The organism is Dysgonomonas sp. GY75 (genome assembly GCF_015234155.1).
Taxonomy (GTDB): domain Bacteria; phylum Bacteroidota; class Bacteroidia; order Bacteroidales; family Dysgonomonadaceae; genus Dysgonomonas; species Dysgonomonas gadei.
In genome coordinates, this window is sequence record NZ_JADCLQ010000012.1 from 433,560 (window position 1) to 448,828 (window position 15,269).

Sequence of the window (15,269 nt, forward strand, 5' to 3'; positions counted from 1 at the left end):
AAATATCTCTTCTGCTTTGTAAATCCCGTTGGATATTGACCTTCTTTCCCATAACTATACCATATATGTAAAATTAATATTCGTATCGACGTTGTTCCATCCGCTCTCATAGAGTACAATATTTCGGCTGTTTCCATTCAGAATGAAGGAACATCCCCTGTTGTATTTATGATCATCATTAAAATCACAGGCTGTAAACCTTACTCCGTGTTGTGGTGGCGAAATAGTGTTTGGTATGATTGCCACAGTGCCTCCCCAATTACCGCCATCACGTTTTCCCGTATTGATAACTCCTTGTATGCAAACGATATTCCCTATCTGCCTAACATACAAACGCCGGGTATCTGTCCCGGCTCCGGAATTTGACATTTGCAGCCATCCCGTATCTTTTATCTTAGTCTCATACTCATCTGCATAAGCAGCACCAATTACCCTACACGCTTGCTTTTTTGCATCCGCATTGGCGAGGATAAGATCTGATAGTTTACCATCTTTTCGGAGATAGTTATTGCTTAAATCCAATTTACCGGGTACATCCAGTTTATCCCGAAGTATCTTTTGAGCTTCTGTCGTATTTTTACCCTGTTTTACCAGAAAGGTGATAAAATCCTGAAACAGCTCTTCTACTGAAGCATATCTTGCATCCGACTCGGATTTGATATAGACTCCGATATTTGAGGCTATCGTTTTTTTCTGGGAATCATTATAACCATCCAAGAGGAGATTTGCTTTCTTGCCCAACTCTTTTACCACATGGCTAATCAATACATAGCCTTCACTTTGCGATATCGGTTTATTCTCTGCATCAACACCTGCAAAATTCCCGGTTTTGATAGCTTCCAGCTTTGATTTATGTTCATTGGTAAATACTACTCCTTCATATGCAGAACTGGAAGGGAGATAGTTTTTTAGCTTTTCATCTATCTCTCCACTGGAATATATTCCCAAATTCTTTCTTGCCTGTACTTTGTCCGGAAGATCTGATAAATTTGAAACTTTTGCCAGTTTTAAATCTCCGGTTCCTTTCTTTTCCGCATCAATATTATTCCTTACCGCACTTTGTTTGTTAGCTTTTAGTTCGGCTGCCTTTTCAGGAGATAAGCCATTAATTTCATCCGCCGTCAGGTTTACCAATTCCAACAGGCAATTCGATTTTTGCAGGAATGCACTGCAACTTTCTGTTTTGGAATAAACATCCAGATTTGCCCTTGCCTGGGATTTATTGTTAAGGTCAGAAAGGTTTTTTTCTACGGACAGTTTCTTTTTTAAAACTTCATTTATATCATTTGCCGATATAAATCCGCTTCCATCTTCTCCTATAATCCCTTTACTAATAGAATCCAGCTTTGATTTGTATTCTTTTGTAAAGTCTTCAGTTGATAACTGCTTGCCGTTAATTGCATCGACCTTTTTCTTCAGTTCGGTATTCAGTAATGTTTTGGTTGCATAAGTGGTATCGATATTAATACCGTTTACCCGGAGTTCTCCGGTTATATCGACATAGCCCAGCGAATGTATCTTGATATTGCCAATAATATTCCTTAGGGTCAGGTCATAATTGTTTGTTTCATAAAAACCAATGAAGCCAATCAATTCGGAAGCACTGTCTGTCCATTTTATAGAATTGATTAATAGCTTATTGGTTTTCAGGTTACCGGAATTTGACAGTTCAATACCTGCCCCGTTGTTATGAACTTTCAATAAACTGTTTGTTATGACACTGTTATCTTTTCCTATAACCTGAAAAATAGGTATTGAAGAAGCTTTTCCATTATAAACATTAAAATTCCGGTACTTGGTAATACCTTGCTTATAACCTGTATAGTTTATATTGACAGCTCCATTGTCTGTATTGTCTTCGGTATTGGTTATATGAGCGCTGGTGATTAATATTGCACCCATCTGGGATATGGTAGATGATGAAGAGGCATATTTAATTCCGTCTCCTGACAGTTGGGCCAATAGCTTATCCTGTTTATAAAAACTAAAGGAGCCGTCAGTATGCAACACCAGTTCATTCACCAATAACCCGTTCAGATATACCCCTGCAGAACCATCACCTGAATTCTTAATAATATTCTTCAGAGTATATCCATTGGCGCTGTTTACAACCGAAAGCGCTGTTTTCGATTCAATGTCTTTTTCCCCTAAAAATTTTCCGGCCAGGGTAAGTTCCTTCTTTATGGTCTGTTTAGAGAAAGGAGTATCCAAAAGGACGGCATAGCGCCCGAAGAATTTGTCGATAAACCGCGGAGCATAGTCTTTCTTTATTTCTATAAATCCGGGCTTGAGTCCTGTTACCGGATCGTTCTTATCCGGTATGGTTTTCGCTCCTGCCGATAAATAATTGACACGCCCCTTTTTATTTACCTCTTTAGCATAAGCGGTGGTATCGTAGTTATTTACCTCATAGATATAATAAGGAAAGCTTACTCCTTTCGCTCCGCTGAAGTGCCGCACTTTTTTATTTAACCACACATAGCCTTCCGACAGGTCATTCCCGGAAATTTCACAACCACTGATAATAAAATTGGAACAGCCGTCAAATATGGAGGTCAGGCTCAGTGTCAGTTCCTGAAGGTTTAATATATCATCTGCGTAAGTATACCGCCCTCCGGTTTCCGCGATAAATTCTTTCATGTAGTTATCCTTGTGTTAGGTTCAATTTCTTTTGAGTTAATCTTTATCAGGTATGTTTTTCCTGCCAGTTTATAACGGTTTACCACATAGGAGAGTATATAGACAAATTCCTGCTCCTCTATGTTGATTTCAGGGACACAGACCATAAAACTTACTTTGTTGATCGCTTTTTCTTCCGATAAAAAGTAAAACTCCCGGGGCTTTTCCAATTCATTTTGTGTATCGATTATTTCCCCTTCTTTCCAAAGCGTATATGGCTTCCCGGTTACCCCTTCATGGTAAATATCAACTCCTACAGTCGTGCTTTCTTTTATACATATCTTATCTTTTTTATCTGACAGGTACTTATTGAACTTATGGTTCAGATACCATTCAAAGTAAATAACCTGGCTGGTCATCCGGGCTTCAATATGCTTTTCCTCAGTAAATTCAATAAACCGTTCATTTAGCGTCTGCAAAGGATAGACAAGGCTTTGCAGAAATAATATGTATTTTCGCCCCGGAAGATAATGAGGCGTAAGCTGGTTTACGCTCCTGTCCGTAAATAGTTTATATCTCATCCTTTATCAATTATCAGTTTAATGCTTTGCCGGAAATTCGGCAGTTCTTTTTCTTCTCCAGCGCATGTGGACTCTTTGATATATCCGGAATTCGTATATATCAGCCTGTCGATCTTTTCGGGTAAACCTATACACCCGTCACTGTCATAGCAGGCGACAAATATTCCCTGTTCCGGGATTGTGCTTGTATCGATATGTACATCGGTTACATGTTTCACTTTCCGTATGGTTTCAATAACTTTGGAAACATAGATACCGGCATCAAACTCGATGTTCATAATATATTCGTTCAGGGCTTCATCTATCAGGTCATATATCTCCGACTCCAAAACAGCACCGTCATAGTAGACTGATACGCGGGGTATAAGGACATCTCCCTTTAGACTGGTCACCTCTATTCTTGTACCCATAAATTTAATCCGGTTGATATAGGTATTAACCAGCAGGAGGTCTTCTGCCGATATAGCAGACAGCTTTCCTTTCTTCCCTGTTGCGACTTTTAAGATGAGTTTGTTATCCAGGTTCACGTCACTGGTGCTTTCGGAATAGGAGACCTGGGTAATTATCCTTTTTGTTTCATCAATAACCTCATACCCGAAAGCAAGCCCGTCTTCACGTACCTTTATTGTATCCCCTTTCTGGTATTGCAGCAAAGCATTGGCATAATAATTCGGTGTACCATTGATCCGGCTGTTTATAGCATTTGAAATATCAATTGCAAAAACATCCAGTAATGCCTCAAAACTATATATCACAGCAGAAAAAGCCCATGTGAGGCCATTCATTATTGACAATTTGGAATCACTGGAAAACTCAGATAGTTCCAGCCGCTTATTGCGTTCGCGAACTGCTTCGTTGTATATTTCTTTAATTGTCCTGGCCATGTTCCGCCGTATATGTTTTGCCGTTTATATTAAAGTTCCATGACCCGCCTTCATTCCATGAGGGTTCATTGCACAGGAGCCATACGGCTTCCATCCCTGAAGTAATTACGTATTTGGAATTTTCATCCCTGCCGGGTTCCCGGTATTCCCCGCTTGGTTCGCTCGTCAGGGTAACCCTGCAGCTTCTTCGTCCGTAATGCTTTTGAACAAGGGTAAAAAGGTATTCATCCACCTGTTCCGTCTTTAATTTAGCGCCGGACAGGTTGATTTCCATCAGGTTCCTGCATTCGATGAGTGGTAATAATGTTTCTGTACGGATACCCTGCAGATCCAGTTTCAGCAGGTCAGGGAATAAGGCTATAAACAGGATGTCTATGCTTAGTGAATTCAATACCAGCTTTTCACAGTAAACCGGACGGAATACATGGATATCCCTTGCATTCAGACTACTCAGGTTTATCTCATAAATGGAAAAATCCCCGTACAGGCGGATTTTTCGCTTATCCGGGATTGTATTGTCAAAAGCATGGTATATGTCACGGGATTTATATTCCAGCGATACCGGTTCCATACCGGAATTATCGCCCCAGTCGATTTCCATATTCCCGTTGCCGGAAATTCTGAAAGAGACATTTGTCTCCGTATTTTCAATCAATACTTCAACCAAAAGCGGATAAGAGCTTGTCTTGTAATAGACACGGCGTTCCCCATTAGCCGGAATAATATGATTCGCTTTGTAGTAAGCGACTACGCCCGCGTCAATCACATATCCATCGGAATAGGACAGCTCATCCCCTGCTTTTAACGTACCGGCAAGGGACAGGTCCGGATTATTCATCATCAAGTCGATAATACCCTCTATTGAACCGTATATATGGAGAGCCACATCAAACAGGTTCTGACCGGTGGTAACGATATACTTACCCATTTTTCTCCGTTATTTCCATATACAATTCTCCCGTAGAGGAATCCATATAGGCGTTGTTAATAATCATCTTGTCGTCCCCGAATTCCTGTTGCAGCTTTCCGGCAAGGCCTGAATTCTCTAAGTTCCCGTGCAGGAATTCGATCAGTCCTACGCCTGTGACAGGGTGCTGGTAGAGATTCCCGGCAAAGGTTTTCAACAGGAATACTTCGTTTTGTTTCAGGGAGGCTTTTATTTCAAAGTCGGTTTCATAGGCGCTATATATGGCAATATAATCGCCCATATACTGTAAATTGTAATATCCCTTATCATTTAGCTGTAGTAATCCTGCGGTACGGGCAGGCAATACCTCTCCATCATCAGTCTCTGTTTTTATAGGGAACCAGACCGTATTGTCGGACTTATTTATAACGTATTCCGGGATTATATCCGGAATATCCAATTTTAACCTGATGAATAACTCTTTATATACAGGGGTGTATTCAATCCGGGTGTAGATGCTTTTACCTGCTTCCATCCGTCCGGCATAGTCTTTGGGAATGGTAACCTCGCCATAGCAATAAGTATCGTTATCCATCCCTTCAACAGAGTCCAGAAATACAAAGGGGCTGATAACCTTGGTTGTCAGGTTGTCAGTCAGGTTGCATTCCCCGTATATCGCGTCTGTATAAATATCCTGTCTCGGCATAAACGTTCATCTTAAGAAATATCCCCGTACACAGAGCGCCGGGGACAGATTCACTCCTGATAAGAGCTGTCATTATGGAACCGTAAGAAGCTTTAGCTACTCCTGTATAACATTGTAGATCTTTTGTACCGTCCCCCACATATCGTCCGGGAGCTGCTCGTCCGAGATACGTTCGCAGGCTTGTTTTAAATATTCCAGTTCCTGCGGTGAGAATTCCATGTTTAAGGGAATGTCTTTCTCCACGTCCCATTCGATACGTTTGTTCTCTTTATTCTCCGTCAGGCCCGTATCCTGTCGTTCCTTATCGGAGATTTCAATTTTGCGGAGAATATCCTTCTTGGTATTGAACTGGGAAAAGTTTCCTTCTTTCGGTAAAATAGCCGGGATATACAGCCGGTCTTTGATCGTTAATTCCATCTCGTTATCTATTTAATATTTCCTAAGAATAGGATACCGGGACATAAGAGGTTTATGGAACCGGCATTATTTACCAGGCTGACCTGCGGATTCTGCCTTGATCCGTTCCATGATGACTTCAAAATCCCCGAAATAATCCGGCAGGGAACAGTTTTCCGGAACGGGCAGGGAGCAGCTTACCATGCCATTCTCAAAGGAAATGCACCCAAGGTATTTTTCCTCATTCTCCGTATCCGCTGGTTCATAAACATTTACCTGGATACGGCTTAGCTTTGAATCCAGTATAACGTATTCTATCCGGTACCAGGCATTGACAGTCTGAAGGTCCCCGTGCCTGATGACAGTGGTACTTGTAATATTCATCTTTGTTTATATTATTAAATGGTTAATGATTCACCGGTTGCTGCATCTATACCGCTTAATTCAAGGGTTTTCCCCCGTAATCCGTGCGTGCAGTCATTCAGGTACTGTATCCTGCCGTCCCTTATAAAGAAATGGCATATCCGGTCTCCGGCGGGTACGCGATACGTTACCAGTATGGATGGCGAGACCGTCGGTTTGTCCGTATCGCCGTTGAAGTCCCAGTATGGCCGCACGTTTTTACCGGTCCATACATGATGGCGGCACCGGCATCCCGGGCAATAGAGCTCATAGATGCCTTTTCCCATTTCTTTTACTTCCCTGAATTTCATGGATTGGTTGTTTTTATTGATCTGTTACTTACTGTTTATAAAGAATAGCCTTTTTGATTACCATTTGTTTCTGCCGATAATGGTAAATGAGAAACAAGTATCCACGTAACTGCCGTTATCGGCGTTAACCACGCGCATCAGAAAGTTTGTGGAAGTGATGTATTCGACACGTATAAAGCAGTTGTTATGCCAGTTTGTACCTGAATCCCAATAGGGCGTAGCCATGACTATATACTGGGTATGTCCCAGGTTATGCGTCAGCCTGAAATTACCGGTGCCCAGCCTCTCAAAGGAAGATACGGTCAATCCGTTTCCCCATGTATTGTAAAGGGTTGTGCTGTTTTTTACCAGCGCGGAGAATAATACGCCCGGGGCGTTCCATTTCTCGCCGGAACGCTGCCCGAACTGGTGGGGCCCGTATGATTCGACGGCATATGCTGATCCGGCGTTGGCTATAACAGAAATCCCCCTGGCCCCTGAAGCATAGGTCTGGATATTGATAGCTGTCTTTGCAGAATCCGCCCTCAGGCTGACCAGATAACCGGTACTTTCATTGATCCTGACATACGACGCGCCGTTCAGGTTGTCAAAGTAAATACAGGAATCCCCCGCGGAGTTGGTCAGCCTGTTCCCGCTGATGGTAAATCCCCCGATAGTCCCGGCTGTGGCATTGACCGTGCCGGTAATGCTGACCGCCCCGGCTGCCGTCCAGCTGACATTGCCGTCCGCAACCTGCCCGGAGCCATCGTTCATCAGCTTCCATTTCGTCCCGTTCGTGATCGAGCCGTCCGAGCCGAGGATGACGCTGTTCCTTGAAATCTGGTTGGATGAAATGGTCCATCCGGCGATCGTGCCGCCGACGGCGTTAATGCCGTTCCTGTCCAGCGTCACTTTTACACTGTTGGACGCATCCCTGACGGAGATGCTGCCGTTATATGTGCTGCCCCCGACGACCAGAGCCGAATCTACCAGTACCTGGTTCGCTTTTACGGTTCCCGTATAGATACCGTTGGCATCGATAGTAGTCGTATATTTCTCCGTGGACGTATTGTCGAACACCGTCGCATAGGCCACCCGCCATTCTACCGGGGCGTCTTCGGTTCCTACCGCTCCGGTAATAGCAAAATAGTGCGTACCTGAAAAACCGGCCGTCCCGCAGGATACCTTGCAGATATACTCGCACCAGTCACCTGTTCCGGCTACCGGCGTCAGCCATTTCTGGGAACCGCCGGTACCAATGCTGTTCGAATGGTAGGAAATATTCCTGCCGGAAGGGATTTTGGCGATAATCCGGGTGATGAATACTTTTCGGTAGGATGTGGTTGTCCCCCAGTAAAAACCGCCGCAGTTGGGGCTGGCTGTCCCCGTATTTTTAATCACCAGTACCTGTTTGCTGTCATTGGGTGCGTTCGTATCGCTGGTCCGGGTAATTGTTACCGTACCATTGTTCGAATTATTGTAAACATTTGCGCTATTATTTCCATTATAGAATGTTGGGTCACGGTAAAGCATCCTGCCAAAAGCCATGGCCTGTGCCAGTTCTTTGGCCGCGTCGCTTTTGGTTGTCGCGTCTGTTGCAGCGGCGGATATGGCTTCCGACTTTTTTGTATCGGCATATGCTTTCGCGGATGCAAGGGCGGTATTGGCGGCATTCGTCCAGTTCAGGGAAACAGAAGAAGCGAAGGTGACATTGCCGGAGGCATCCCAGGCAATATTACCTCCTGCTACAGCTCCTGCCCCGGTAGCGTCCAGACGCCATTTAAACCCGCGGATGCCGTTCGAACCGATGCTTATGGCTCCCGATGCATCTGTAAAAGCTCCGGAACTGTTGTTTTTAGTTCCCCTGTAAACAGTATCATTGTCGAAGGCCCAGCCCGCTATGCGGTTGTAGATTTCTTTTCCGCCGGATTTCATATAGTTCGCCGACAGGCAGAAATATTCGGTATTGTCCCAGGCCATCATCTGGATACCTACAAAATCTGTTTTCACGCTGTTGCCGGAAGCCATGACCTGCCCGAAGACAAAATGCCCCGCGTTACTGCTCTGGTGCCAGGACATCGTAAGGCCATAGGGCTTGTAAGCACCCTGGTAGACATAGCCCGAACCGGATGATGCCGAGCGTAACTGTACCGGAATGTTGCCGGTACCAAATACACCTGCCGATATATTATCGCTACCAATGTTCCAGCCGCCGATCTTACCCCTTACAAAGGTACAGCTAAGGCCGTTGATATAATCGGTATTGATGATGCCTGATTTTATACTTGCCGCATCCAGTTTGGCGGCAGCGATACTCCCTGCTGCAATCCGGTCGGCGGATAATGTGCCGGTTTTTATACCGGCGGCATCAATACTGACGGCATTGACCTGCGAGGCAGTCAGCGTACCCGTATAGATACCGTTGGCATCGATCTTTGTCAGCCGCGCATTCATATCTTCCGGGGCCGGGCTCCAGTCCGTTAACTTATTCCCCTTTTCCAGTTGCGGGGAGTTTATCCATAGCTTCCCGTTCCGTGTAACGTATACCCAGATATAGACCGAAACATAGCCTGCCGGCACCGTAAAGGAAATACTGAACCGCTGCCACTCGTTATTTTTAGCGGGGACAACCCTGGCGCTTGCATGGATTTTCCGTGTACCGCCGGCATCGACCAGGTCGACTTCCATGGTGGCGTAATTGTCAAAGGTTGAGATATCGTCGCTCATGGTATACACCGAAGCGACATATTTTTCCCCCTCGGCAACCGGATACTTTTGACTCGTGCTGGACGGCCCGCGCCATGAATCGGCAGTCAGGCCTGACTGGATGGACCTGATGCAGTGATTGCCGTTATATTTAATGCTGTTGTCATAGCTTACATTCGTTGTCAGGCCCCAGTTGGCGGTGCCAAGCTGGAATCCTGAATTGAGCAGCAGGTTGCGGCCTCCGACCTGTACCGCATTTACCTTATTGGACGCGTCCGTGGCCGCCGTACTTACGGCTTCCGCCTTTTTCGTATCGGCATAAGCCTTTGCGGATGCAAGGGCGGTATCGGCCGCGTTGGTCCAGTTAAGCGATACACCGGAGCCGAATGTAATGTTGCCCGAGGCATCCCAACTGATGTTGCCCCCGGCTATCGCGCCGGCGCCGGTAGAGTCCAGCCGCCACTTAAAGCCCCTTATGCCGTTTGAGCCCAAGCTTACCGATCCTGAGGCGGCAGTAAAGGCATTCGCCGTATTATTTTTTGTTCCCCTGTAAATAGTATCGTTGTCGAATGCCCAACCCGCAATCCGGTTATAAACCTCTTTAGAGCCTGACTTCGTTGAATTAGCCGACAGGCAGAAATATTCGTTTCCGTCCCAGCTCATCATCTGGATACCGATGAATCCCGTCTTGACAGTGTTCCCTGTTGCGACCACCTGCCCGAAAACAACATGGCCCGCATTCTGGTCCTGGTACCAGAGCATCGACAGGCCGTATGGCTTATACTGCCCGTTGTACAAATACCCGGAACCGCTTGAAGACGACCTGATCTGGATAGGTATTTGCCCTACCGTACCGATCGTACCGGTGGTTATGGTATCACTCCCGATGTTCCAGTTGCCGATTTTCCCTTTAGACACGTTTAGTGTCAAGGCTTCAATATTAGCAGCTGTAATCAGGGTGGCTTTCAATGCGTCCACATTAATCCGGGCCGCATCGATCGTTCCGGCTGTGATCTGGGAGGCGGTAATACTGCCGGTATAAATTCCCTCTGCCGTTATTTTTGTCAGCTTGGGATACGATGTCCCGCCCAAAGCCGCCAGGTTTTTATCGGCGACTGATTTTACAGCATTGATCGTACTGTCCGTATCTTCCGGCGCGGGCGTATAGGTCGTGCATTTTGTCCCGTATTCGACTTTAAGATTTGAAATATACAAGGTCCCGATTGTACTGCCTGAAGCGTTGTATAAATCGATAAAGCCATAATAAGGGGATGTCAGGTAATTTGTGACATACAGGTTCTCGAACTTTACAAATACCCAGCCGGTAGTAAGGTCTGCTGTTTTACTGTTCTGGTCGCAAATATCGAATCCCAGCTTGCCTGCCGCATCTGCCCTGGCCCAGAAACCGACAGAGTAATATCCCGCTTCGGGCTGGGTGAAATTCTGTATTCTCCATTGCGCCGAAGATATTGCCTTATACCGTCCGGTGTTATCCCCGAATTTTCCGGCATCGGTTGTCCCTCCGATTTTGGCAAGGGGTATCAGGTTCCGGCCGCCTATGCCGACAGCGTTGATTTTATTGGACGCATCCGTGGCCGCCGCGCTTATAGCTTCCGTTTTCTTTGTATCCGCGTATGACCTGGCGGAATTTAACGCATCATTCGCGGCATTTGTCCAGTTCAGGGAGACGGAAGAACCGAAGGTCACATTGCCTGAAGCATCCCATGCGATATTTCCACCGGCCAAAGCCCCGGCTCCGGTAGAATCGAGCTTCCATTTGAAACCCCGTATTCCATTGGAGCCTATTGTTACTGAACCCGAAGCTCCGGTATAAGCCCCTGAGGTGTTGTTTTTCGTTCCCCTGTAGATGGAATCCGCATCGATACTCCAGCCGCCGATTTTTCCTTTTGTAACATTGAGTGTCAGGGCATCAATATTGGCGGCGGTGATAAGGGAGGCTTTGAGCGCGTCGACATTCAGCCTGGCCGTATCGATCATCCCGGCAGTGATTTGCGAGGCGTTGATCCGGACGGCATTGACCGCATCCGCCGACAGCGTCCCCGTAAATATACCATTTGCATCGATGTAGGTGGCCCCGATCCAGTTCAGGGAGACTTCGCTGCCGAATTCCACCTTCCCGGTCAAAGCATTGAATTTAATGTGCTGGTTGCCCCGTCCGAGCTGCACATTACCTCCGTTATCTATATAGAATGTCCTGTTTCCGTCCTTAAATCCGTAGAGGCCGTCGATGGTTTCGGTGACGACGGCTCCGGATGCGTTCAGTGTGCTTAGCGGGAACCGTCCCAGCGCTATGCCGGTCAGCGTCCCGTTGGTATTTTTGACGCCCGCGAATATTTTGGGAGTAATAACGGAGTTGCTTCCGATGACGGTCTTGTTCGTATTCCAGTCGGATACCCAGTCCAGCAGGTTGGCATCGGCGCCGGCGGGACCTGTGGCACCATCTCTTGCTTTCGACCAGGAAAACGACAAACTATAAGTGGTTCCGGCAATGACAACGGGTATGTTGATAATGCCGTTACCGGCAAGGTTGGTTGTGCCGGCAGCAACCGTATAGGTGATGGTTTTATCCGTATTATTTACTGTGATTGCGGAAAATCCAGCCGGACGGATTACAGTACCGATGGTGAATCCTGTAAATTCCGTACTTCCTATTGTAACCTTTACCGTTGATACGACTGTTACAGCCACCGGTACCGTACCGTTGCTTGCTGCGGAAAACACATAACTGTTTACCGACTGGCTGATCGTATAGGCGTCATTCAGTATCTGTATATTTACCTGCCCACGGGCTATAAGTTGTCTGGCCATTTTTTACCGTTTTATCCGGTAAAGAATAGGGAAAGAAAGGATGATACGTTTAATGAGTGATGTTATCGAAAAGATTTTAGTTTTAAAATAAATAAAATTTCACCCCGCATTTTAAGTGAAACGTTTATAATAAAAAGGTAGATGAAATATTTGAAATAACAATGTTAATATAGTTATCAGAATCTTTTAATCATGTAACACCAAAAACTCAAGAAAAGATACTGAGTTGAATTAAAATAGGGTAAATTATACGTTGAAAACTTTTAGTTTATTGATTTAGATACACTTAGAATATTTTGGCCATAAAACTATTAAACTCTATAAGTTTTGTATCTTTCAATGAAGAATAAAGTTCTTGCAATCTATTTGTAAGACGCTCTATTACGTCATCATTATCCAGTAGGGGAAGGCTGTAATCATCCGGATTATATCTGGCTTTTGCTTTCTTATTTAAAGTTTTCGTTTCAGCCATATTGATTTTCTTTAAATATTGAATAAATGTTATAGAAGATTTTAAACTAGAGATGGCATAATTCTTCACATACATATCATTGTTATGAGGCTGTATATATGACTGTTCAATTAAGTTACTAGGTAAAGGAGTATCTAATGCGCAGTGGTAAAGAATATCAACATCTGAATAAATTAAATCCAATACAATTTTTCCTTTTTCTGTTATTAACAGGTTAGGACTAATATCTTCCCCATCCACTTTTTTATCCAATCTGATTATAGAATAAAATAATAATTTTGATATCTTCTTTTTAATTTCAAACTCATCATAGCCAAATAAATATTTAATATCTTCGATTAGAGCCTCTTTTGTTGTTCTCCCTTTTGCTATTAGATGTTGTATAATCCGGGTACAACATAACCCCTGCCACTTTTTATTATTGCTACGCTGACTCTCAAAATAAAAAATATTAAATAACATTTTTCCAATATCAACGATAAATCCAGATTCTTTATCAAAGGAATCTAAAGCGAAAAAACCATTAAGTAACAGATTTACTCCTTGATAATTCTTAAAAAAAAGAATCAATTTCTCTACAGACATGTCGTATTTCTTTTGGTAATAAATTAATGCAGGTATTAAGCTTAGATTATTTCTAAGATAATATCCAACATGTTTATCCGCCCCCAAAAAAGCGTTCAAATATGTATTATCATTTTTATTTTCTATTACTAATTGAAATATGCTAAAAACATGTGAATTTCGATATTTTTCATTCAGAAAAAAATATCTTCTTTTGAGTATTTCATCTTTTTCTTCAATAGAATTCTTTTTAATTTCATCATCATATATGCGTGGATTTACATTCTCTTTTTTTTCTATATTGTAATGGTTAGTAATGTAATCGTAATAGGTATTACTTCTTAACATGACAATAATAGATTCGTTCTTATTTTGTTTTGTCCTCTCATAATCAATATGGCATTTATATATTTTTTCTAACAGGAACTTGTAGGCAGCGCTGTACTCTCCGGCATAATCATATTTTGAATAATTATCTATACCATCAATTATTTTTAAAATCTTATAACCTAAATCATTCATTTTTTGTTGAATCTGAACAGACAGGGATCGCCATTTATCTAAAGCCATGGTCGCCTTGTTTTCTTTTTTCAACCCAAGACCGAAAATGATTTCTCTGCCATAATGAAATGTCTCGTCCGCTCTTGTTCTTTTAAAATGCCAAATATTTTTATTTATCTCTTCTATTTCACTTCTTATGGTTACTTTCTTTGATTGGAGATTAAAGATGCTTTTAGAACTTCTTTGTTCTATTTCAAAGGTAGCTATTTCGTCAAATATTTTTCTAAAGAAGGCTCTTTGATCATCATTATAGTATTTAGCAAAAACATATAAAAATTGAATATTCAAATAATCATTTATGAAATTAACACTATTATCAATATTTTCAAAAGAAATATTTCTATCTCGTAAAATATCAATAATTTTTTTACAATCACATCTGACCCAAAATATTTTTTCCGTCTCAAGTCGTTTATCATTTTCTTTTAAATAAATATTTTGAGACAAAGTTTTTCCAATACTTCTTGCTCCCCGCAGAAAATAAATTCTATTATCATCTTCTATTACTTTAGTAAATATCTCTTCGACTTTATCAAAAACATGAGTTTTGTAAAAATATTTTTGTGGTAAATATTCTTTCTTAGGGTCCAACGATTCTGATAAAAACAAATCCTTTTCTATTTTTTCAAAGTCTTTAAGCAGTTCGCCCTTTAATGTGTATTTAATGTCACTTTTACCATCTCCATTTAAACATCCTCTCTTTATATCAAGAATGCTAGAAAATATCCCATCTTTGTTACCTTTTAAATTGGCATCTTTTTGTAAAATTTCATTTATTGAAATATTTCTCATAATTTTTTATTAAGGTTGATTGTATTTTTGTTAATCTTTCTTCATTAATATAACTTTGGTGCCCATTGTCATATATTTTTTTTATTTTATACCGCTGATAAAAAAATATATAATTATACTTGTTTTGTTTTAAAAAAGTATCACATAATCTGGCTCTTTCTATAGTACAATCGAGAATTCTATTTTTCAAACAAATATCATTACAGCAGCTTTCAAACTTTAATACCGGATTCCTGCATCCGATCCGAATCTTCACATTATCGTCATGAACAAAAGAATTCTTATCATTCATGTATTTTTCTGATAAAATAGCCATTATTAAAACATTTCGTGTCTGACGCTGGTATTCTTCTTTCCATTTTTTTAATTTGTAAAATTGTTGTTTGGCCTTTTTCCACAAAAAAAGAAGAATTATAACGCCAATTCCGCTAAAAATCCAGTTATAATGTTTTTCAAAGAATCCTAACATATCATCCATACATATTTAAAATACAGTCGCTTACATATGTTATAAGCAACTTGTAAAAGCTGGTTAAGAGTTAAAATATTCACTCCCAAAG

At 42.4% G+C, this 15,269-nt stretch carries 11 protein-coding genes; all 11 read right to left on the reverse strand.

All coding sequences use genetic code 11. The features are described from left to right. Nucleotides 1-54 precede the first annotated feature (54 nt). Nucleotides 55-2,640 (reverse strand): hypothetical protein, encoded by a 2,586-nt coding sequence (locus IR083_RS07245; RefSeq protein ID WP_194223764.1) that lies wholly within the window; start codon nucleotides 2,638-2,640, stop codon nucleotides 55-57. Continuing rightward, entirely contained in the window at nucleotides 2,637-3,200 is a 564-nt protein-coding gene (locus IR083_RS07250; protein WP_194223765.1) for a hypothetical protein, read from the reverse strand. The genes IR083_RS07245 and IR083_RS07250 overlap by 4 nt, the downstream gene beginning before the upstream one ends. Further along, nucleotides 3,197-4,084, reverse strand: a complete 888-nt coding sequence (locus tag IR083_RS07255) for a hypothetical protein (RefSeq protein ID WP_194223766.1) — start codon at nucleotides 4,082-4,084, stop codon at nucleotides 3,197-3,199. Before IR083_RS07255 ends, IR083_RS07250 begins: the two co-directional genes overlap by 4 nt. Next, the gene (locus IR083_RS07260; protein ID WP_194223767.1) at nucleotides 4,068-5,012 is read right to left on the reverse strand and encodes a hypothetical protein; all 945 of its coding nucleotides are present in this window, start codon (nucleotides 5,010-5,012) and stop codon (nucleotides 4,068-4,070) included. The genes IR083_RS07255 and IR083_RS07260 overlap by 17 nt, the downstream gene beginning before the upstream one ends. Beyond that, a complete protein-coding gene (locus IR083_RS07265) occupies nucleotides 5,005-5,697 on the reverse strand; it encodes a hypothetical protein (RefSeq protein ID WP_194223768.1) in 693 nt (230 codons plus the stop codon). Before IR083_RS07265 ends, IR083_RS07260 begins: the two co-directional genes overlap by 8 nt. Nucleotides 5,698-5,793: 96 nt before the next feature. Continuing rightward, nucleotides 5,794-6,114 carry an RNA-binding protein gene (locus IR083_RS07270; RefSeq protein WP_194223769.1) on the reverse strand — a complete coding sequence of 107 codons (321 nt, stop codon included), beginning with the start codon at nucleotides 6,112-6,114 and terminating at the stop codon, nucleotides 5,794-5,796. A gap of 66 nt (nucleotides 6,115-6,180) precedes the next feature. Continuing rightward, a complete protein-coding gene (locus tag IR083_RS07275; protein WP_194223770.1) occupies nucleotides 6,181-6,477 on the reverse strand; it encodes a hypothetical protein in 297 nt (98 codons plus the stop codon). Between the two features lie 14 nt (nucleotides 6,478-6,491). Further along, complete coding sequence (locus tag IR083_RS07280; RefSeq protein ID WP_194223771.1) at nucleotides 6,492-6,806, reverse strand: DUF6527 family protein; 315 nt, start codon at nucleotides 6,804-6,806, stop codon at nucleotides 6,492-6,494. A 57-nt stretch (nucleotides 6,807-6,863) separates the two neighbouring features. Beyond that, complete coding sequence (locus tag IR083_RS07285; protein WP_194223772.1) at nucleotides 6,864-12,320, reverse strand: hypothetical protein; 5,457 nt, start codon at nucleotides 12,318-12,320, stop codon at nucleotides 6,864-6,866. A gap of 286 nt (nucleotides 12,321-12,606) precedes the next feature. After that, the gene (locus IR083_RS07290) at nucleotides 12,607-14,709 is read right to left on the reverse strand and encodes a hypothetical protein (RefSeq protein WP_194223773.1); all 2,103 of its coding nucleotides are present in this window, start codon (nucleotides 14,707-14,709) and stop codon (nucleotides 12,607-12,609) included. After that, on the reverse strand, nucleotides 14,687-15,187 hold the full coding sequence (locus tag IR083_RS07295) for a hypothetical protein (protein ID WP_194223774.1): 501 nt from the start codon (nucleotides 15,185-15,187) through the stop codon (nucleotides 14,687-14,689). The genes IR083_RS07290 and IR083_RS07295 overlap by 23 nt, the downstream gene beginning before the upstream one ends. Between the last annotated feature and the right edge of the window lie 82 nt (nucleotides 15,188-15,269).